Raw genomic sequence first — 20927 nt, 5'->3', positions numbered from 1 at the left:
TTATATTAATATCGGCCAGTATGCGTACTGGTTAATTGCGCAATATGATTACACCAGTAATGCAAATGTCACGCTGTACAGTACACCTGAATATTCAGAAACAAAGCCTGCCAGCTCTACGAACGGTCAGACATATACGCTATATAACAGCCTGATGCCACCTCCGGATTCGCATCCAGTAGGGGCGGCGATTGCATGGCCTTCTGATACTACTCCAGCCGGTTACGCCCTGATGCAGGGGCAAGCATTTGATAAGAACGTATATCCCTTACTGGCAATAGCATATCCATCCGGCACTATTCCGGACATGCGCGGCTGGACAATCAAAGGCAAGCCCGCGAACGGGCGCGCTGTGCTCTCTCAGGAGCTAGATGGCAACAAATCGCACAGTCACAGCGCCAGAGCGCAGGATACCGATCTGGGAACGAAAGGTACGTCGTCATTTGATTACGGAACGAAGAGTTCTAATACAACAGGCGGTCATAACCATTCAGCGGGCGGCACATACGGTGGTGATTCAATCGGTGGAAAAGCTCGCGTTCAGCGTGATGGCAATGACCAGTTAACAAGCTGGAATGGCGATCACGCACATACCACATGGATTGGCCCGCATGACCATACTGTATACATCGGTCCACACGGACACGTCGTGATTGTAGACGCAGACGGTAATGCAGAAACTACGGTGAAGAACATTGCTTTTAATTATATTGTGAGGTTAGCATAATGGATTTTAAGATGAGTGATAAAGCACAGACTATTAAAATTTATAATTTGCGTTCAGATACGAATGAATTTATTGGGGCAGGTGATGCGTATATACCGCCACACACGGGATTACCGGCAAACTGTACGGATATTGCGCCCCCGGATATTCCCGCCAGTCATATTGCGATATTTGACGCTGAAACCGAAATGTGGAATCTGCATGAGGACCATCGCGGCGAAACAGTGTACGACACGCAAACCGGCAACCCGATTTATATTTCAGAACCAGGCCCGTTGCCCGAAAATGTCACATTAGTTTCACCAGATGGTGAATACCAGAAATGGGATGGCAAGGCGTGGGTAAAAGATGAAGCGGCTGAAACAGCAGCGCAGCTTCGTCAGGCGGAAGAAACCAAGAGCAGGCTCCTGCAAATAGCATCTGAAAAAATCGCGCCGTTGCAGGATGCAGTTGATCTGGGAGTAGCAACAGATGAAGAGAAATCGCAGCTCGGCGAGTGGAAAAAATACAGGGTATTGGTAAACCGGGTGGATACCACAAATCCTGATTGGCCGGAAGTGCCTGTAAACCAGTAATATGAGGTTGTGAAAAATCAGGTTGGCGCTAATAAAATTTGCTAGCCTGGATAACCAGTTTTCAGTCTATAGTAGTATCATTAGCGCTGGAAAAGAATAGCCTCAGTTGCTATGATTCATTATTTCACTGATAGACTATCGATAACCGTATCGGTTTATGGTTTGATCACCGCTAGATATTAAATTTGATAAGTGTTTATAGTGAGTGAGAAACTTGTTTATGGCTAATCATCAGTATTGTGATTTTAGCTGTGTAAGGTTTACATATTGGATTATTTTATTTTTCGGGCAAGTACATTATATGTATTTCCTTTTACCCTCTCATACTCTATAAACCATCCAGCTTGAATTATTCGCTGACGTATATCTTGCTTTTTATAGGGAGAGTATAGAATACCCTTACGCATACCCCAAGTGTTAATAAATTCCGCCAGCTTCTTTAAAGTATACGAACCGGTGCTTGGGTATAATAAAATATTGGCTGCTAATGTACCTCTTGGTTGGGTTACTCTCCATATCTCAAGTAAAGCCATATCAATATCAGGAAAACAGTGCATTGCGTTGGCTACATTCACTGTATTGAATTCATTATCTTTGAAAGGCATTTTTGCCACATCTGTGTGATAAAGCTTTACGTTAGGGTTTTTACGAAACCGTTTTATTGCCCCATTTAGCATAGGTATAGCATAATCAACACCAATGATCTCAACATTCGGTAACTTATTAATTCTTCGCCAGAAGAGTTCTAAACAAGTTAGGGTGCCAGATCCAATAGCAACTTCTAAATGTTTATTACCCATATTTACTCCAAAAAAGCGTATCTGTTCTCTCAGGCTACTTCGATAAGAGAAAATTAAAATGAAAAAACCGCGAATATCGTACCACCAAGGAGGAGAGTTGTAAGCTTTTTTAATTTTGTCTAAGGGAGTACTCATTATGATATCCTCTATTTTTTATCAGCTATTTTTAGAGATTAGATTCCAAATGTCTGGGCGCTCAATGTTAATTTTTATAATCAACTCATCGAGTTTTTTATAACAAATTTGCCGCATGCCATAGTAATTTATCAAGTGGCCAACTTTATCAAAATATATACCAAGCTTTTCGAGGTGTATGATTAGGCTGGGTGTCATCTCTGCAACCCACTGTAGGATGTTGTTTTCTTTTGCTAAATTTAATAATAACTTAATTAAATTTATTGTCATTATATCTGAAATAGAGTGTGAAACATGGCTGTAATTTTTTGTGGTCTGATTTTCATACCTTAAAATGATATTTCTATAACTTTTTGGGATGCAAAACCTTGAAACTTCACCTATATTCTCAATGGGGACTAAATCTGGCATGATGAGTTTATTTCTTTGACATAGTAGATAAATTGGCAACATATTACTTGATGTCGTAGTCTTATTTAATATTATACGGACTGTACCCGCAAACAGTCCCGTTTGTTTATGAATGAGCAATCCGTGAGCTGAATGGTTATCATATATGTCTTTTTCTATTTTTAATAAACCATATGAATTTTCTTTCTGTAGCCAGTCATTTTCTTCACAATATACTTTATATCGTAATTTGAAGCACTCCTGTCGTAAAGTATCTGTATCTGCGATTAAATGAGTAAATTTTTCACTTAGTTCCGTAAGTAAGCGTAATTGTCTATTGGTATTATGTGATGTTAAAGTTAATTCTTTTCTACTTTTCATTTCTCCTCCAGGTAACTATCATGCTTGTTAAGTTTTCAATCTAATAAATATTTATTTTCAGCGAGAGCTATTCTGATACGCTGAAAAAGACCATTGTTACCAAAACGAAGTTTTCCCCTAACAAAGCGACACGTATACGCATCAAAATGTTGATACCATGGGGCAGAATATACAGGGCCTCTGTTAAGAAGTAGTTTGATTACTTGCGCTGTTGCAATGCCAGCACATAGTTCGCAAGATAATCCTGTGGATGGGACTCGTTGGTGAGCGATATTAAAGGATGTTTTATCTATAAAATATGGTCTATGCAAACCTGCCGGTGCTAGACCAAGTAGAAAGCGGATTATTTGAGACTTGGGTGGCTGGTTTTCCATTCGGAAATAATCTTCAAAACTCATCCCTTCAGGGCTAAAGATAAGAAAGGCAGCCCCCATTCCAATCGGGGCGATTGTAATTGCTGGGATTTTCTTTTCTTTGCATCGCATAAATATTTTACGGCGAATATCAAGGGCAAAAAAATCTAAACCATCAATATAAATGTCAACTCCTTCAAGAAATTCATCTAAGTTTCTAACTTGTACTCCCTCTGTAAAACTGATTAATTCGAGCTCTGGATTAATATCATAAGCCATAGAAGCTAGTGTGCTAATTTTTGTTTGACCTAATGATGAAACTCTTGCCCCGATTTGCCGATTGAAATTTGGAAGTTCAAAAAGATCAAAATCTGCAATATGAAAAGAGCCAACACCTAGCCTTGTCAGTGTTATAAGATATGATCCACCGACTCCGCCCATACCAGCTATTGCTATTTTTGAATAACGTAATGACTCCTGCTCATCTTTTGTTATCCATCCTATATTCCTACTAAAAGCTTCGTCATATGAAAATGTATAACTTGTCATTTTTACCTCATTCATTTTGAGTAGGGGTAAATTAAATAAATAGCTGTGTTACACTTGATTTTAGGATATTTATCGTATCCTAAAACAGGAATGTATTTCGTCAATAGAAAAAAGAGAGGTATTTATAATTTGTTTACCAAAATGTATCAACATTGCTTAACATAATTAAATTTTTGGTTGAATTTATTATGTTTTTTATGGATAACGTGTAAATGAAAAAAGCTACCAGTAGTTAATCATACCGTCAGTATTCGGAGTTATTACCTATATTATTAGTGAGGTACATCCTGGGGGGCTTGAAGACAATCCGGTGGGATGGATTACCGCTGCCACGTTGCATGCAAGAATGTGCTTTGGTAGCCTGCCTGATGTGTTATGTCAGGACTGATTGTAACCGTGTTTATAGGTCGTATGGGCCACTATTGTGATGTAACATCGTTGTTGATCAGCAGATCGTATGCTGACGATTGCAAAGCTACAGTGTAATATGCACGCCAGTCGTTGATGGGGTAGTTATTGTGGAATGTCCACCGCTGTGTCCATCAAGAAAAATTTATCAGCATAGCGAGTTGAAAAATTCATATTTATGAAGAACATAAGAAATTTCTCCATCATTGCTCACATTGACCACGGTAAATCGACGCTGTCTGACCGTATTATCCAAATCTGCGGTGGCCTGTCTGACCGTGAAATGGAAGCTCAGGTACTTGATTCGATGGATCTTGAGCGTGAGCGCGGTATTACTATTAAAGCCCAGAGTGTGACGCTGGATTTTAAAGCGTCTGACGGTGAAACTTATCAACTGAACTTTATCGACACGCCGGGACACGTTGACTTTTCCTATGAAGTTTCCCGTTCGTTAGCCGCCTGCGAGGGCGCGCTGCTGGTGGTGGATGCCGGCCAGGGCGTAGAAGCGCAAACGTTGGCGAACTGCTACACCGCGATGGAAATGGATCTTGAAGTGGTGCCGGTGCTTAACAAGATTGACCTGCCGGCTGCCGATCCGGAGCGTGTGGCGGAAGAAATCGAAGACATTGTCGGCATCGATGCGACGGACGCGGTACGCTGCTCCGCCAAAACGGGTGTCGGCGTGACGGATGTTCTGGAACGCCTGGTGCGCGATATCCCGCCGCCGCAAGGCGATCCGGACGGCCCGCTGCAGGCGCTGATTATTGACTCCTGGTTCGATAACTACCTGGGCGTGGTATCGCTGGTGCGTATTAAAAACGGCACCATGCGTAAAGGCGACAAAATTAAAGTGATGAGCACCGGGCAGACCTACAACGCTGACCGCCTGGGGATTTTCACGCCGAAACAGGTTGATCGTACCGAGCTGAAGTGCGGCGAAGTAGGCTGGCTGGTCTGCGCCATTAAAGATATCCTCGGCGCGCCGGTTGGCGATACCTTAACCTCAGCGCGTAACCCAGCGGAAAAAGCGTTGCCAGGCTTTAAGAAGGTGAAACCGCAGGTCTATGCAGGTCTGTTCCCGGTCAGCTCCGACGATTATGAAAGTTTCCGCGACGCGCTCGGCAAGCTGAGCCTGAACGATGCCTCACTGTTTTATGAACCGGAAAGCTCCTCGGCGCTGGGCTTTGGCTTCCGCTGCGGCTTCCTCGGCCTGTTGCACATGGAGATCATTCAGGAGCGTCTGGAACGCGAATACGATCTGGATCTGATCACCACTGCGCCGACCGTGGTGTATGAAGTAGAAACAACGGCGAAAGAGACTATCTATGTTGATAGCCCCTCCAAGCTGCCGCCGTTGAATAACATTTATGAACTGCGCGAGCCTATCGCCGAATGTCATATGCTGTTACCACAAGCCTATTTAGGTAACGTTATTACGCTGTGTATTGAGAAACGCGGCGTACAAACTAACATGGTGTATCACGGTAACCAGGTCGCGTTGACCTATGAAATCCCGATGGCGGAAGTGGTGCTCGACTTCTTTGACCGTCTGAAATCAACGTCGCGCGGCTATGCGTCTCTGGATTATAACTTCAAGCGCTTCCAGGCTTCCGATATGGTGCGTGTTGATGTGTTAATCAACAACGAGCGTGTCGATGCGCTGGCGCTGATCACGCACCGTGATAACTCGCAAAGCCGTGGTCGCGAGCTGGTGGAGAAGATGAAAGATTTGATCCCACGCCAGCAGTTTGATATCGCGATTCAGGCGGCGATTGGTACGCATATTATTGCCCGTTCGACGGTAAAACAGTTACGTAAAAACGTGCTGGCGAAGTGCTACGGCGGTGATATCAGTCGTAAGAAAAAACTGCTGCAGAAACAGAAAGAAGGTAAGAAACGCATGAAGCAGATCGGTAACGTCGAGCTGCCTCAGGAAGCGTTCCTCGCCATTCTGCATGTCGGTAAAGACAATAAATAATCCCTAAGGAGTTGGCATGGCGAACATGTTTGCCCTGATTCTGGTGATAGCCACACTGGTGACGGGCATTTTATGGTGCGTTGATAAGTTTGTTTTCGCGCCAAAACGTCGGGCGCGCCAGGCTGCCGCGCAAACGGCGTCGGGAGATGCGCTGGATAACGCTACGCTCAATAAAGTGGCGCCTAAGCCGGGCTGGCTGGAGACCGGGGCGTCGGTTTTCCCGGTTCTGGCGATCGTTCTGATCGTTCGTTCATTTCTTTATGAACCCTTTCAGATCCCGTCAGGCTCAATGATGCCGACACTGCTTATCGGCGATTTTATTCTGGTGGAAAAATTTGCCTACGGCATTAAAGATCCGATCTACCAGAAAACCCTGATTGAAACCGGTCATCCAAAGCGCGGGGATATTGTGGTATTTAAATATCCGGAAGATCCTAAGTTAGATTACATCAAACGCGCCGTCGGTTTGCCGGGCGATAAAATCACTTATGATCCAGTTGCGAAAGAGGTGACGATTCAGCCTGGCTGTAGCTCCGGTCAGGCGTGCGAAAATGCGCTGCCGGTTACCTACTCTAACGTTGAGCCGAGCGATTTTGTACAGACCTTTGCCCGCCGTAACGGCGGAGAAGCGACCAGCGGTTTCTTTGAGGTTCCGCTAAACGAGACAAAAGAAAACGGCATTCGCCTGACCGAACGTAAAGAGACGTTAGGCGATGTGACCCACCGCATCCTGATGGTGCCGATAGCTCAGGATCAGTTGGGCATGTATTACCAACAGCCAGGACAACCGCTGGCGACCTGGGTTGTACCGCCTGGACAATATTTCATGATGGGCGACAACCGCGATAACAGCGCGGATAGCCGTTACTGGGGATTTGTTCCGGAAGCGAATCTGGTCGGTAAAGCGGTCGCTATCTGGATGAGCTTTGACAAGCAGGAAGGGGAGTGGCCGACAGGTGTACGCCTGAGTCGTATCGGCGGTATTCACTAACTGTGACGAAATGATCGTTCACGCTGCCGTCTTTTTAGCGGCAGCGTGAATTATTTCCTGGATAAATTCCCTCAGACTAACGACATCCCCTGTCGTTGTGTATAGAATATTCCCCCGAAGTTTTAGGTTGGCGCCGTTTGGTCGCCACGGCACACGAAACAGCGTTGGTTATAGACAACCTTCTTTCCGCTGCAGCGATGCGGCAGGACAGATGACGTGTATCAGGTCTGTTTCGTGTGCTGGATTGTTGACGCATTCATTTATTGGTATCGCATGAACCCCATCGTAATTAATCGGCTTCAACGGAAGCTGGGCTACACTTTTAATCATCAGGAGCTGTTGCAGCAGGCATTAACTCACCGCAGCGCCAGCAGCAAACATAACGAACGCCTGGAGTTTTTAGGCGATTCAATCCTGAGCTTCGTTATCGCTAACGCGCTTTATCACCGTTTTCCACGGGTGGATGAGGGAGATATGAGCCGTATGCGCGCCACGCTGGTACGTGGTAATACGCTGGCGGAATTAGCCCGTGAGTTTGATTTAGGCGAGTGCCTGCGTTTAGGGCCGGGCGAATTAAAAAGCGGCGGCTTTCGTCGGGAGTCCATTCTGGCGGACACCGTGGAAGCGTTAATCGGCGGAGTATTTCTCGATAGCAATATCCAGACCGTCGAGCAGTTAATCCTTAACTGGTATAAAACCCGTCTGGATGAGATAAGTCCGGGCGATAAACAAAAAGATCCTAAAACGCGCTTGCAGGAGTATTTGCAGGGCCGCCATCTGCCGCTGCCATCTTACCTGGTTGTGCAGGTACGCGGCGAGGCGCACGATCAGGAATTTACTATCCACTGCCAGGTCAGCGGCCTGAGCGAACCGGTGGTTGGCACGGGTTCCAGCCGTCGTAAGGCGGAGCAGGCTGCCGCCGAACAGGCGCTGAAAAAACTGGAGTTGGAATGAGCACCGACAAAACTTACTGCGGATTTATCGCCATCGTCGGACGTCCGAACGTTGGCAAATCCACCTTGCTGAACAAACTGCTTGGGCAGAAGATTTCGATCACTTCCCGTAAAGCGCAGACCACGCGCCACCGCATTGTCGGTATTCATACAGAAGGCCCGTATCAGGCAATCTATGTCGATACCCCGGGTCTGCATATGGAAGAAAAGCGCGCCATTAACCGTTTGATGAATAAGGCAGCGAGCAGTTCGATTGGCGACGTTGAGCTGGTGATTTTCGTTGTGGAAGGCACCCGTTGGACGCCGGACGATGAAATGGTCCTGAACAAACTGCGCGATGGCAAAGCGCCGGTTATTCTCGCCGTTAACAAGGTGGATAACGTGCAGGAAAAAGCCGATTTGCTGCCGCACCTCCAGTTCCTGGCAAGCCAGATGAACTTTCTTGATATCGTACCGATCTCTGCTGAAACGGGTATGAACGTCGATACCATTGCCGGTATCGTGCGTAAACATTTACCGGAAGCTATTCACCACTTCCCGGAAGATTACATCACCGATCGCTCTCAGCGCTTTATGGCGTCTGAAATCATCCGTGAAAAGCTGATGCGTTTTCTCGGCGCCGAGCTGCCGTATTCCGTTACCGTTGAGATTGAACGTTTTGTTACCAACGAACGCGGCGGCTATGATATCAACGGGCTGATCCTCGTCGAGCGCGAAGGGCAGAAGAAGATGGTGATTGGCAACAAAGGCGCCAAAATCAAAACCATTGGTATTGAAGCGCGTAAAGACATGCAGGAGATGTTTGAAGCGCCGGTACACCTGGAATTGTGGGTGAAAGTGAAATCCGGCTGGGCCGATGACGAACGCGCTCTGCGCAGTCTCGGTTACGTAGACGATCTGTGAGTTAACACAGCGTGGAAGGGTGGCAGCGCGCATTTGTCCTGCACAGTCGCCCCTGGAGCGAAACCAGCCTGATGCTGGACGTCTTCACGGAAGAATCGGGGCGTGTGCGCCTTGTCGCCAAAGGCGCGCGATCTAAACGTTCCAATCTGAAAGGCGCGTTACAGCCTTTTACGCCGTTATTGCTACGCTACAGCGGACGCGGCGAGGTGAAAACCCTGCGCAGCGCCGAGGCAGTTTCTCTGGCGCTGCCGTTAAGCGGTATTACGCTCTATAGCGGCCTGTATATCAACGAACTCCTCTCTCGCGTACTGGAATATGAAACGCGCTTCTCCGAACTCTTTTTTGATTATCTGAACTGTATTCAGGCGCTGGCGGGAACCACCGGCTCGCCTGAACCAGCGTTGCGACGTTTCGAACTGGCGTTGCTGGGACATCTGGGGTATGGCGTCAATTTCACCCACTGTGCAGGCAGCGGCGAACGGGTGGATGACACCATGACCTACCGTTACCGCGAAGAAAAAGGCTTTTTCGCCAGCGTCGTCATCGATAACAACACCTTTACCGGACGGCACCTGAAAGCGCTGGAGGCGCGGGAATTTCCGGATGTAGATACCCTGCGTGCCGCTAAACGCTTTACCCGTATGGCATTAAAGCCGTATCTTGGGGGAAAACCGTTAAAAAGCCGGGAGCTGTTCCGGCAATTTATGCCCAAACGCACAGTAAAAACGAAGAAAGATTAACGAGGATTGTCATGGCTGAATTACTGTTAGGCGTCAATATTGACCACGTTGCCACGTTACGTAATGCGCGCGGCACCGACTATCCGGATCCGGTACAGGCGGCGTTTATTGCTGAACAGGCAGGCGCGGACGGCATTACCGTACACCTGCGCGAAGATCGTCGCCACATTACCGATCGCGATGTGCGCATTCTGCGTCAGACGCTGCATACGCGTATGAATCTGGAGATGGCGGTGACCGAAGAGATGCTGGCGATCGCCGTAGAAACCAGGCCGCATTTCTGTTGTCTGGTGCCGGAAAAACGCCAGGAAGTCACCACCGAAGGCGGTCTGGATGTGGCCGGACAGCGCGATAAAATGCGTGATGCCTGTGCGCGCCTGGCGGCGGCTGGCATCCAGGTTTCGCTCTTTATCGATGCCGATGAAGCGCAAATCAACGCGGCGGCGGAAGTCGGCGCGCCGTTTATCGAAATCCATACCGGCTGCTACGCCAACGCAGAAACCGATGCGGAACAGGCAAAAGAGCTGGCGCGTATTGCCAGTGCCGCGACCCTGGCGGCCCGTCTGGGGCTAAAAGTAAATGCGGGTCATGGCCTGACCTACCATAACGTCAAAGCTATTGCCGCACTGCCGGAAATGCACGAGCTCAATATCGGTCATGCCATTATTGGTCGGGCAGTGATGACGGGGCTGAAAGAGGCGGTGGCTGAAATGAAACGTTTGATGCTGGAAGCGCGCGGCTAATGGCGATTCTCGGCCTGGGAACGGATATTGTAGAGATTGCCCGCATTGAGGCAGTAATCTCCCGTTCCGGCGAACGTCTGGCAAGGCGTGTGCTCAGTGACAACGAGTGGGCTATCTGGGAGACGCATCAGCAGCCGGTGCGTTTTCTCGCCAAGCGTTTTGCGGTCAAAGAGGCGGCAGCGAAAGCTTTTGGCACCGGCATCCGCAACGGTCTGGCATTTAATCAGTTCGAAGTGTTTAACGATGAGCTGGGAAAACCACGTTTGCGGCTGTGGGGCGAGGCGTTAACGCTGGCGGAAAAACTCGGTGTGGCGCACATGCATGTTACGTTGGCCGATGAACGCCATTACGCCTGCGCTACGGTCATTCTGGAAAGTTAGATTTGCCGGATGGCGGCGTAAACACGTTATCTGACCTACAGGCCGATATATTGTCGGCCTGATAAGCATAGCGTCATCAGGCATTGTTGCGTTGGAAGTGTGTTAACCCGCTTACAGTTTATCTGCGTGATGCATCAGAACAAACTTATCCCACAACTGTTCTTCGGTTTCGACATGGGCGGGATCCTGCAAAATCGTATTGGGGATCGGGCAGACTTTCTGACAGGTCGGCGTTTCGTAATGGCCTACACACTCGGTGCATTTGTCGCTGTTAATCTCATAAATGCTGTCGCCCATTGAAATCGCCTCATTCGGGCACTCCGGCTCGCACATATCGCAATTGATACATTTTTTGGTGATTAACAGCGCCATCAGGAAATTCTCAGAAACAACACAAATCGGGCGGGCATTATACGCCTATTTTCTGCTCGGGCCAGCTCTTTTCTGGCGCTGATTTGTTATCTACAGTGTAAAAATTTTTGATCTGCTGGAGCAGGCAGATGGTTGCGTTATCCAGTGAAAGGTCATTACTATGCACCAGCATGACAGGAATAAAGAATGCGGGGATGCCCAGTGAAACCAGGCGAACATTTTTGGGTGTCGATAAATGGGTTAGCGAGCGGGTAATAAATGCGATGCCAATCTGCGCTTCGGCATACTCAAGGCATGAGTAGTGGTTATCCAGTTCGCAGATGACGTTAGGGACGACTTTGCGGTGATTAAATTCAGTGGTGATGATCCCTCTTAATAGCAGAGAGTCATTAAGCACGATAATGGGCTGGTCGTTTAAATCTTTTAGCTGCAGACGTTCGCGTGTCGCCAGAGGATGAGAAAGTGGAATTGCAGCGATAATTTCATCTTCAAACAGCATGGTTGAGCTTAGCTGGGCAGGGAGCGCTGTTCGATAAACAATGCCAATATCAACGGCGCTATCCGTCAGCTTTTTAATGGTTTGCTCAGTTGAAAACTCTTTGACATTTAAGGATATTGCCGGATGGTGTGCCATAAAGCTGCGAAAAGCGGGCAGGACCAGGTAGCTGCCTGACACCCCGATTGAAATCGTATCGCGCTGTTGATCCTGGTAGGGAAGAAGTTCATTTTCCGCATTTTTTAAATCCAGCATTATTTTGTTAGCGTGTCGTTGCAAAATAATGCCTGCTTTTGTTAATTTAATTCCTCTACCTTTTCGCTTAAATAATATTGTTTTAAGTGATGACTCAAGTTGTTTGATTTGCTGACTTAATGATGGCTGAGTGATAAACAGGCGACTGGCTGCCCGACCATAATGTAATTCATCACACAATATCAGGAAGGAATGTAGTTGTTTGATATTCATTAAAATTTAATGCCAATCGATTGGGTTTTGTTATAACGATTATAAAAAATACCAAATTGTTTGCCTATTTTGCTTTTTTTAAACTGTGATCAGTGCATTTTTAAAAAGGGAAAATTATGTCGGCATCAATCAACCGCTGGGGAATGCTTGCCGCTCACGTGTGCATCAATTTTGTGCTCGGGGGCGTCTACGCATTTAGCTATTTCAAAACACCACTCATGGCGCAATATCACTGGGATCCGGCTACGCTGGCGTTAGCATTCTCTATCAACATGGGGATCATTCCTTTACCGATGATTTGGGGCGGGAGAATGATCGACAATGGTAAAGGAAAGCAGGCGATAGTTATCGGCGGTATCCTGTTTTCTTTAGGTTTTATCTTGTCCGGGTTTGTGGATAATTTGCCCATGCTGTTTTTAACCTACGGCGTCATTGCCGGGTTGGGATCGGGCCTGGCTTTTACGGGTAATCTTAATAATATTCTGAAATTTTTCCCCGACCGTCGCGGTCTGGCCAGCGGTATCGTACTGGCGGGTGTTGGCGTCGGGACGCTACTTTGCACCCGCCTGGCCGAATATTTTATGGCGCAAACTCACGATGTTAGTCGGGCGTTGTTATATCTGGGTATTGTTTATCTGGTGGTTATTTTTATCGTCCAGTTCTTTATTCGTAGCGCGCCAGCAAAAGATAGCGGAGGCATTAAAGCGTCGCCACTGGATAAAAACTATCGGCACATGCTGAAAGATCTACGCTTCTGGCTGCTGTTTATAATTCTGGCGCTGGGCGTGTTCTCTGGGATGGTAATTAGCTCAAGCTCTGCGCAAATTGGTATGACGCAGTACGGTTTACTGTCCGGTGCATTAGTCGTTAGCCTGGTATCGATATTTAACTCAATTGGTCGCCTGTTCTGGGGAGGGTTAACCGATAAATTAGGCGGCTATAATACTCTGGTTATCGTTTATCTTTTTACCTGCGTCTGTATGCTGCTGCTGTTGTTCTTCAACGGTAATACTTCGGTATTCTATTTCAGCGCTCTGGGCGTGGGCTTTGCTTATGCCGGTATATTAGTTATCTTCCCTGGCTTGACCAGCCAGAATTTTGGTATGCGTAACCAGGGACTAAACTACGGCTTTATGTATTTTGGTTTTGCCGTAGGTGCGGTTATTGCTCCTTACGTCACATCCGCTATTGCAAAATATACCGGAAGCTACAATACAGTATTTATTTTAACCACGGTGCTATTGCTTATTGGAGTCGTGTTGACCCTGATAACGAAGAAATATGTCGCAACGGTTTTAGCCAAAATTCATTAATCAGATAATAAGGAAATAAAAATGAAAATTGCAATCGCAGGTGCAGGCGCTATGGGATGTCGTTTTGGCTATATGCTGCTGGAGGCCGGGCACGACGTGACGCTTATTGATGGCTGGCAGGAGCATGTCGACGCTATTCGTAGCAAGGGGTTGTTTGTCGAAACGGAAACGACTCAGAAGTATTACCCCATCCCTGCTATGTTGGCTGATGAATCCCAGGGGGAGTTTGAGCTGGTTATTCTGTTTACCAAAGCCATGCAGCTGGATAGCATGTTACAGCGTATTAAGCCATTACTGCCAGCCGCGAAAGTGGTGATGATTTTATCTAACGGTCTGGGAAATATTGAAACGCTGGAGAAATATGTCGATCGGCAGAAAATCTATGCGGGTGTGACGTTATGGTCCAGCGAACTGGAGGGGGCTGGGCATATTATGGCCACCGGTACCGGAACGATTGAACTGCAGCCGATTGCCAGCCAGGATGCGGCTCAAGAGGCTAAGGTCATTGCCACACTTAATAGCGCTGGACTGAATGCTGAAATAAGCCCTGACGTATTATTATCGATCTGGAAGAAAGCAGCCTTTAATAGCGTAATGAACACCTATTGCGCGTTACTGGATTGTAATGTCGGCGGATTTGGTCAGCGGCCTGGTGCTTTAGATTTAGCGCAAGCGGTAGTTGATGAGTTTGTATTGGTTGCTGCCAGCCAGAATATTCCGTTGACTGAGCAAATGGTGATGAATACGGTGAAGAAAGTGTTCGATCCGCGTGAGAGCGGCCACCACTATCCTTCTATGCATCAGGATTTACATAAAGGCCGACTGACCGAAATCGACTATTTAAATGGTGCGATTGCGCGAATCGGCGCTCAGAACAATATTGCCGTACCGGTTAACACACTCCTGACGCAATTGATTCACGCTAAAGAAGCGCAATAAACTTGATGGCTCTTCTGCATGAGGCGGAAGAGCCATTTTCAAACCAGTTTTTTTACCAGCGCCTCGCTATGGCGAATACGCTCCGGCGCCCGCTCTAAATCCTGTTGTACCAGCGCCATAAACAGTAAGTCGGTCAACATCATTTGCGCATGTGTCGAGGAGATAGCGGCGCTACGCGTCGCTTGCTCTTCGGCAATCGTATACAGACAGCGGGTGGCGCGCTGCTGCAAGGCGTTGGGAGAAAAACCGGTAATGGCCAGGATCTTCGCGCCTGCGCGTAATGTTTCGTCCGCCGCCAGGTTCAGCTCGCGCCGCTCCCCGGAATAAGAGATCGCCAGCAGCAGATCCTCCGGCGCCAGCGCCTGCACCGTCGCCAGCAGGGCGTGCATATCGCGCTCAACCACCGCGTTAATGCCAATCTTCAGTAGCTTCCAGGCAAAATTTTGCGCCACCAGCCCAGAGGCGCCAATCCCGGTGATCACAATACGGCGGGCGTGGCGCAGCATCGTGACGCTTTCTAACAGCTTTTCTTCACTGTTAACGTCCAGCGTGGCGTGCATCGCCGCCACATTCTCTTTAATTAATTTTTCCCCGACCAGACGCATCGGATCGTCGCCGCGAATCTGGTTATGAACGGGAACGGAATGCGGATTAGGATTGCTGGCCAACGCTTCGCTGATAGCCAGTTTCAATGCAGGAAACCCTTTAAACCCCAGTTTTTGCGCGAATTTGACTACGCTGGATTGGCTGACGCCCGCTTCGGCCGCCAGTTGCTGCGAGCTCAGATGCCGCGCCGTATCCGGTTGCGCGAGCAGATAATCCGCCAGTTTCCTGTCGCTTTGCGCGAGATCCGGATAACGCTGGCGAATACGAATCAAACAGTTCATGGGCAGCTCCTGCGAAACGTGATGGCGACGACAAAACGAAATTTCACTCGCCTGGGGGAATATTCTATTCCATCATGGACGCTTATTATGAATTAAAAATTCCAGAGGGACAAAAATGAATCTTGGTACCTTAGTGTCTGAAACCCGTAACCCGCAAACGATGGATCTGGATGCGTTGCCTACCCCTGAATTAGTTAAGCGTTTTAATGAACAGGATACGCGGGTAGCGGAAGCAGTAAAAGCCACTCTGCCTGACGTTGCGCGTGCGGTGGATGCCGCGGCGGCGGCGCTGAAGTCTGGCGGACGTATCATCTATATGGGCGCGGGCACCAGTGGTCGGCTTGGCGTACTGGATGCCTCAGAATGCCCCCCGACGTTTGGCGTTCCGCACGGTCTGGTCGTCGGACTGATTGCCGGCGGGCCGGGCGCGTTGCTGAAAGCGGTCGAAGGCGCGGAAGACAGCCAACAGGCAGGCGAAGACGATCTTGTCGCGCTAAATCTGCAAGAACAGGATCTGGTCGTGGGGCTCGCGGCGTCGGGTCGTACACCCTATGTGATTGGCGGCCTGCGCTATGCGCGACAGTCCGGTTGTACCACTGTTGCCGTCTCCTGTAATCCAGATTCGCCTATTGCGCGGGAGGCTAATATCGCTATTTCGCCCGTTGTCGGGCCGGAAGCGCTTACCGGCTCCACGCGGCTGAAATCCGGCACCGCGCAGAAAATGGTGCTCAATATGATTTCTACCGGCGCGATGGTGAAGTTCGGCAAGGTCTATCAAAACCTGATGGTGGATATGAAAGCCACCAACGTCAAACTGGTCGATCGCGCGTGTCGGATGGTCGTTGAAGCGACCGGGATAGGTCGTGAAGAGGCGGAAACGTTGCTGAAACAGACCGATTTTGAGGTTAAGCCCGCCATTTTGATGGCGCTTACGGGGCTGGATGCTGCAGCCGCCAGGGAAAAACTCGCTGCTCATCAAGGCTTTTTAAGGGCGGCGTTAGAACACTAAAGAGGTGTGTATGGATAAGACGGCAGCGCTCGCCAGCGACATTTTACGTGGTATCGGCGGAGAGCAAAATATTCTGCGCCTGGAAAACTGTATGACGCGAGTCAGGGTGGAAGTACAGGACGACAGCCAACTGGATATTCCGCGCTTAAAAGCGTTGCCTGGCGTCAGTGGATACGTAAAGCAAGGGGAGCAACATCAACTGATCGTTGGGCCGGGGAAGGCTGCACAGGTGGTTGATGCGATGCGCGTGCAGATTGCCGCAGGTGGTGTAAAGCCGGACGACGCTATGGCGCGTACCAAATCCGAGGTGAAAGCGAAGTATAAAGCGCCGATGAGCGATGCGTTGCGTAAGCTGGCGAATGTTTTTATTCCGCTTATCCCCGCCTTTATCGCATCCGGCTTGATTACCGGCATTATCAACATTCTTAAACGTCCGGATATCGTTGGCGATGTTGCCGTCCACTATCCTAACCTGCTGGGCCTGATGGGGATATTTGGTAGCGCGGTGTTCGCTATCATGAACATTCTGGTTGGCGTCAATACCGCGAAAGTCTTTGGCGGATCGCAGGCGTTAGGCGGCGTGATGGCGGGGATCCTTTCCAGCCCGCAACTGGCGCAGATTACGCTCTTTGGCGAGGCGCTTCAGCCGGGACGGGGCGGCGTTATCGCCGTCCTGCTGGTGGTGGCGTTAATGTGCTGGATTGAGCGCCAGTTCCGTAAGCTGCTGCCGGGGTCGCTGGAGTTAATTCTTAACCCTTTATTGACGACTGTTATCACCGGCGCGGTAGCGATTGTCGCTCTGCAACCGCTTGGCGGCTGGATTTCAGACGCTATTGCTCACGGCGCGTCCTGGGCAATCGTAAGCGGCGGTTTTCTGGTGGGCGCGGTGTTAGCCGGAACCTTCCTGCCGTTGGTACTGACCGGGCTGCATCAGGGGCTGGTGCCTATTCATGTGGAGCTGGTGCAAGCGCACGGCTATAACGCGCTGTTTCCCATCCTGGCGATGGCGGGCGTTGGTCAGATAGGCGCGGCCATTGCCGTACTGATGAAAACCCGCAATGTGCGGCTCAAAAAGGTGATTAAAGGCGCGCTTCCGGTCGGACTGCTGGGGATTGGCGAGCCGCTGATTTTTGGCGTCACGCTGCCATTGGGTAAGCCATTTATTGGCGCTTGCCTCGGCGGCGCGGTAGGCGGGGCGTTGATCAGCTACTGGAAAGTGGCGACGGTAATTACCTTTGGTATTTCCGGTTTGCCGCTGGCATTAACAATTGTTGCCGGAAAAGTCCTGTTCTATCTGTTAGGCTATTTAATAGCGGTAATTGCCGGGTTTATTTTTACCTGGCTGCTGGGGTTCAATGATCCAGAGGAGTAAGGTTTGGTCAGCCACGAGCGTCGTGTCGTCTTTTTTGATTTGGATGGAACGTTACATCAACAGGATATGTTCGGCAGTTTTCTGCGTTATTTGCTGCGCCGTCAGCCGCTAAATGCGCTGCTCGTACTGCCGTTGTTGCCCATTATCGGTATCGGTTTACTGGTAAAAGGGCGTGCGGCCCGCTGGCCGATGAGTCTGTTATTGTGGGGCTGTACTTTTGGCCATAGCGAAACGCGTTTGCAGGCGCATCAGGCGGATTTTGTCCGTTGGTTTCGCGCTAACGTCACGGCGTTTCCGGTTGTACAGGAGCGTCTGACCACCTATCTATTGAGCTCTGACGCGGATATCTGGCTTATTACCGGTTCTCCGCAATCATTGGTAGAGCAAGTCTATTTTGATACGCCGTGGTTGCCGCGCGTTAACCTCATCGCCAGCCAGATGGCGCGACGGTATGGCGGCTGGGTATTAACCGTGCGCTGTCTGGGCCATGAAAAAGTCGCGCAACTGGAACGTAAAATCGGTACGCCGCTGCGTCTTTATAGCGGCTACAGCGACAGCAAACAGGATAACCCGCTGCTTTATTTTTGCCAGCATCGCTGGCGGGTGACGCCGCACGGCGAGTTGCAGCAGCTCGAATAGTGAAACGCATAGCGTCTGTGTATAATGCCGCCCGCTTTCATTACCGGAGTTACCTCTTTGTCTGATGTCGAATTAGATCACGAATACTGGATGCGCCACGCGCTGACGCTGGCGAAACGCGCCTGGGACGAACGCGAGGTTCCGGTTGGCGCGGTATTGGTGCATAACCATCGCGTCATTGGCGAAGGCTGGAACCGACCCATTGGCCGCCACGATCCTACTGCGCATGCTGAAATAATGGCGCTGCGTCAGGGCGGTCTGGTATTGCAGAATTACCGGTTACTGGATACCACGCTGTATGTCACGCTGGAACCCTGTGTGATGTGCGCAGGCGCTATGGTGCATAGCCGCATTGGACGCGTTGTCTTTGGCGCGCGCGATGCAAAAACCGGCGCGGCCGGATCGCTAATTGATGTGCTGCACCATCCGGGAATGAATCACCGGGTCGACATTATTGAAGGGGTGCTGCGCGATGAATGTGCGACGCTGCTCAGTGATTTTTTCCGTATGCGTCGTCAGGAAATTAAAGCCCTGAAGAAAGCCGACCGTGCGGAAGGCGCGGGGCCGACAGTATAGCGCAATGCCGGATAAGAGGTTACGCGTCGCCATCCGATAAGACCACCGCGCTATTTTTCTTCTTTCTTCTGCGGCGTAAACAGTAAAGACGGCGAATGCGTCAGGTAGCCTGATGACTGCGATAAAAACGACAGGAGGGGGAAGGGCGCTTTATTCAGCTCCTCCGGCGACACCGCCGGGTAATCCTGCGCCAGTTTCATGGCTTCCGCTTCCTGCTTTTCTTTTTCCTGCAAATACCCCACCAAGCTTATCTGGTATTTACGGATATTTTCCACATAAGCATAAGCCTCATGTCCACGCGCGTAACCGTAGGTTAGCTTACTGTAATACGGTTTTTGGCTTAATAGCGGCAAACGCTGCTTCACATCGGTCCAGCTATCCGGATTGCCTTTGGTTTTTACCGTCAGCGATCTGGCGTCGAGCATGTGCGCATAACCCATATTGTAGGCGGCTAAAGCAAACCAGATACGCTCGTCTTCCGGAACGGTTTCGGGAACTTTAGCCATCATATCTTCAAGATAGCGAGCGCCGCCGCTGATGCTTTGCTCCGCATCGGTACGGTCGGTCAGCCCCAGACTTTGGGCAGTATTTTTAGTCAGCATCATCAGGCCGCGCACGCCGGTTGGCGAGGTCGCCAGTGGGTCCCAGTGCGATTCCTGATAAGAAATCGCCGCCAGCAGGCGCCAGTCTATCTGTTTGGCATATTTTTTAAATAACGGTTCCAGCTCCGGCAGGACGTTATCCACCGCTCGCAGGAAAGAGCGGGTATCAACGTAGTCGAAATCATCGCCATGTCCCAGATATTTCTCTTCGATCCGCGCCAGAGAACCGTCTTCATTGATCGAATTGAAAAAATCGAGCAGCGCGGCGGAGAGCGTATTATCGTCGTCCAGTCGGCTAAACCAGGTCACGGGCTGTTCATCCGTGACATCCAGCGCCACGGCCAGCTCGGGATGAACGCGCTGAAACAGACTGATCGCCACTGAATCGGCAATGGTGTAATCCAGTTTGCCGCTGATGACCTCTTCCAGCAGCGTCGTCGAGCCTTTTTTATCATCCACTTTCCAGCTCAGGTCGGGAAACTTTGTCTCTTTTAAACGCTGTAAATCATTGACCACGACGTGCCCTGGCGCAATGGTAAGCTGATTCTCGTTAACGGTCGCCAGCGAACGTGGGCGATATTGTCCGACCCGGTAGACGAGCTGTTGCGAAACTGAATAATACATGGGGCCAGGCTGATAGTTTTTAACGCGTGCGCTGTCGTAGACCAGCCCAGCCGCGAGCAGGTCGGCATTGCCGTTATCCAGATCGTCAAACAACTGGCTGATATTCTGGCGCACCGTCACTTTCAGCTTCACGCCGAGATAGTTGGCGAACTGCTGCGCCAGTTCATAGTCCAGACCATATTTTTTACCGTTGATAACGGAATAGGTTAATGGCGAGTCGATCGTACTGACGCGCAGTACCCCCCGGGCTTGAATCGCGGCGATATGGTTTTCGGTTTTACCGAACCAGGGGATTGAGGGCCAAAGGGCTGCTGCCAGCAGCAGCGTCAATATGCCGATGAACAGATAATTAATCTTTAATTTTTTCAATTAGTTAATTCTCTGGATCGTGCGTTGCCTCGGGCTGAAAAAGATGTTTTGCTGCAATAGATAAGTCACTAATGAGCGGCATTTTGCGTAACAATGCGCCAGTTGGCAACTTATTCGCAACGATAGCCGCACCGTATGACAAGAAAAAGCGGTGATTTTATTTCTACGCAAACGGTTTCGTCGGCGCGTCAGATTCTTTATAATGACGGCCGTTTCCCCCCTTGCGCACACCGAAGCTTAGAAGACGAGAGACTT

Annotated in this window: 23 protein-coding genes; 15 read left to right on the top strand and 8 right to left on the bottom strand. The window is 49.4% G+C overall.

Going from position 1 to position 20927, the window contains the following annotated elements:
• The coding region (locus tag ACLD4K_RS04025; protein WP_411011418.1) for a phage tail protein at positions 1–727 on the top strand (727 nt) is incomplete at its 5' end.
• A complete protein-coding gene (locus ACLD4K_RS04020; protein WP_080160137.1) occupies positions 727–1302 on the top strand; it encodes a tail fiber assembly protein in 576 nt (191 codons plus the stop codon). The genes ACLD4K_RS04025 and ACLD4K_RS04020, both read left to right, overlap by 1 nt.
• Before the next feature lie 272 nt (positions 1303–1574).
• On the opposite strand, the gene ACLD4K_RS04015 is transcribed toward ACLD4K_RS04020, so the two are convergent.
• From ACLD4K_RS04015 to ACLD4K_RS04005, 3 genes are read right to left on the bottom strand one after another with little or no spacing between them, the layout of a single operon-like run.
• On the bottom strand, positions 1575–2237 hold the full coding sequence (locus tag ACLD4K_RS04015; RefSeq protein WP_080160136.1) for a class I SAM-dependent methyltransferase: 663 nt from the start codon (positions 2235–2237) through the stop codon (positions 1575–1577).
• A 21-nt stretch (positions 2238–2258) separates the two neighbouring features.
• Entirely contained in the window at positions 2259–3008 is a 750-nt protein-coding gene (locus ACLD4K_RS04010) for a PEP-CTERM/exosortase system-associated acyltransferase (RefSeq protein ID WP_411011417.1), read from the bottom strand.
• A gap of 35 nt (positions 3009–3043) precedes the next feature.
• On the bottom strand, positions 3044–3910 hold the full coding sequence (locus tag ACLD4K_RS04005; RefSeq protein WP_080160134.1) for a ThiF family adenylyltransferase: 867 nt from the start codon (positions 3908–3910) through the stop codon (positions 3044–3046).
• Positions 3911–4496: 586 nt separating this feature from the next.
• Here ACLD4K_RS04005 and lepA point away from each other — a divergent pair.
• The 7 genes from lepA (at position 4497) to acpS (ending at position 11006) form a co-directional block, all read left to right on the top strand.
• A complete protein-coding gene (lepA, locus tag ACLD4K_RS04000; RefSeq protein ID WP_000790154.1) occupies positions 4497–6296 on the top strand; it encodes a translation elongation factor 4 in 1800 nt (599 codons plus the stop codon).
• Positions 6297–6312: 16 nt separating this feature from the next.
• The gene (lepB, locus tag ACLD4K_RS03995; protein WP_000002559.1) at positions 6313–7287 is read left to right on the top strand and encodes a signal peptidase I; all 975 of its coding nucleotides are present in this window, start codon (positions 6313–6315) and stop codon (positions 7285–7287) included.
• Positions 7288–7560: 273 nt separating this feature from the next.
• Positions 7561–8241, top strand: a complete 681-nt coding sequence (rnc, locus tag ACLD4K_RS03990; RefSeq protein WP_001068341.1) for a ribonuclease III — start codon at positions 7561–7563, stop codon at positions 8239–8241.
• Positions 8238–9143, top strand: a complete 906-nt coding sequence (gene era, locus ACLD4K_RS03985) for a GTPase Era (RefSeq protein WP_000102230.1) — start codon at positions 8238–8240, stop codon at positions 9141–9143. The genes rnc and era overlap by 4 nt, the downstream gene beginning before the upstream one ends.
• 11 nt (positions 9144–9154) lie before the next feature.
• A complete protein-coding gene (recO, locus tag ACLD4K_RS03980; RefSeq protein WP_000399380.1) occupies positions 9155–9883 on the top strand; it encodes a DNA repair protein RecO in 729 nt (242 codons plus the stop codon).
• Positions 9884–9894: 11 nt separating this feature from the next.
• Positions 9895–10626 carry a pyridoxine 5'-phosphate synthase gene (gene pdxJ, locus ACLD4K_RS03975; protein WP_411011416.1) on the top strand — a complete coding sequence of 244 codons (732 nt, stop codon included), beginning with the start codon at positions 9895–9897 and terminating at the stop codon, positions 10624–10626.
• Positions 10626–11006, top strand: coding sequence for a holo-ACP synthase (acpS, locus tag ACLD4K_RS03970; protein WP_000986043.1), 381 nt, complete (start codon positions 10626–10628; stop codon positions 11004–11006). The genes pdxJ and acpS overlap by 1 nt, the downstream gene beginning before the upstream one ends.
• Before the next feature lie 111 nt (positions 11007–11117).
• Here acpS and ACLD4K_RS03965 read toward each other — a convergent pair whose 3' ends face one another.
• Together ACLD4K_RS03965 and ACLD4K_RS03960 are read right to left on the bottom strand one after the other, a co-directional pair.
• Entirely contained in the window at positions 11118–11378 is a 261-nt protein-coding gene (locus ACLD4K_RS03965; RefSeq protein ID WP_001196291.1) for a YfhL family 4Fe-4S dicluster ferredoxin, read from the bottom strand.
• 37 nt (positions 11379–11415) lie between these two features.
• Complete coding sequence (locus tag ACLD4K_RS03960) at positions 11416–12342, bottom strand: LysR family transcriptional regulator (RefSeq protein WP_183058990.1); 927 nt, start codon at positions 12340–12342, stop codon at positions 11416–11418.
• A gap of 116 nt (positions 12343–12458) precedes the next feature.
• On the opposite strand from ACLD4K_RS03960, the gene ACLD4K_RS03955 reads away from it, so the two are divergent.
• Together ACLD4K_RS03955 and ACLD4K_RS03950 are read left to right on the top strand one after the other, a co-directional pair.
• Positions 12459–13655, top strand: coding sequence for an OFA family MFS transporter (locus ACLD4K_RS03955; RefSeq protein WP_411011415.1), 1197 nt, complete (start codon positions 12459–12461; stop codon positions 13653–13655).
• A 21-nt stretch (positions 13656–13676) separates the two neighbouring features.
• Positions 13677–14594, top strand: coding sequence for an oxidoreductase (locus ACLD4K_RS03950; RefSeq protein ID WP_172497020.1), 918 nt, complete (start codon positions 13677–13679; stop codon positions 14592–14594).
• A gap of 38 nt (positions 14595–14632) precedes the next feature.
• On the opposite strand, the gene ACLD4K_RS03945 is transcribed toward ACLD4K_RS03950, so the two are convergent.
• Positions 14633–15481, bottom strand: coding sequence for a MurR/RpiR family transcriptional regulator (locus ACLD4K_RS03945; protein ID WP_000995694.1), 849 nt, complete (start codon positions 15479–15481; stop codon positions 14633–14635).
• A 115-nt stretch (positions 15482–15596) separates the two neighbouring features.
• Between ACLD4K_RS03945 and murQ the strand changes: the two genes are divergently transcribed.
• From murQ to tadA, 4 genes are read left to right on the top strand one after another with little or no spacing between them, the layout of a single operon-like run.
• The gene (gene murQ, locus ACLD4K_RS03940; RefSeq protein WP_001048535.1) at positions 15597–16490 is read left to right on the top strand and encodes an N-acetylmuramic acid 6-phosphate etherase; all 894 of its coding nucleotides are present in this window, start codon (positions 15597–15599) and stop codon (positions 16488–16490) included.
• Between the two features lie 10 nt (positions 16491–16500).
• Positions 16501–17862, top strand: coding sequence for a PTS transporter subunit EIIC (locus ACLD4K_RS03935; protein WP_411011414.1), 1362 nt, complete (start codon positions 16501–16503; stop codon positions 17860–17862).
• Between the two features lie 3 nt (positions 17863–17865).
• Entirely contained in the window at positions 17866–18501 is a 636-nt protein-coding gene (yfhb, locus tag ACLD4K_RS03930; RefSeq protein ID WP_000253558.1) for a phosphatidylglycerophosphatase C, read from the top strand.
• Positions 18502–18525: 24 nt separating this feature from the next.
• Positions 18526–19077 (top strand): tRNA adenosine(34) deaminase TadA, encoded by a 552-nt coding sequence (gene tadA, locus ACLD4K_RS03925; RefSeq protein ID WP_001134564.1) that lies wholly within the window; start codon positions 18526–18528, stop codon positions 19075–19077.
• Between the two features lie 50 nt (positions 19078–19127).
• On the opposite strand, the gene mltF is transcribed toward tadA, so the two are convergent.
• Both mltF and ACLD4K_RS03915 read right to left on the bottom strand, forming a co-directional pair.
• The gene (gene mltF / locus ACLD4K_RS03920) at positions 19128–20672 is read right to left on the bottom strand and encodes a membrane-bound lytic murein transglycosylase MltF (RefSeq protein ID WP_000734250.1); all 1545 of its coding nucleotides are present in this window, start codon (positions 20670–20672) and stop codon (positions 19128–19130) included.
• Positions 20673–20903 (bottom strand): hypothetical protein, encoded by a 231-nt coding sequence (locus ACLD4K_RS03915; RefSeq protein ID WP_001667771.1) that lies wholly within the window; start codon positions 20901–20903, stop codon positions 20673–20675. It abuts the gene before it with no gap.
• Between the last annotated feature and the right edge of the window lie 24 nt (positions 20904–20927).

Source organism: Salmonella sp. 741265055_HSA, assembly GCF_046569525.1.
Classification (GTDB): domain Bacteria; phylum Pseudomonadota; class Gammaproteobacteria; order Enterobacterales; family Enterobacteriaceae; genus Salmonella; species Salmonella enterica.
Note: the sequence above shows the minus strand (reverse complement) of the source record. Positions and strands in the feature narration are given on the sequence as shown.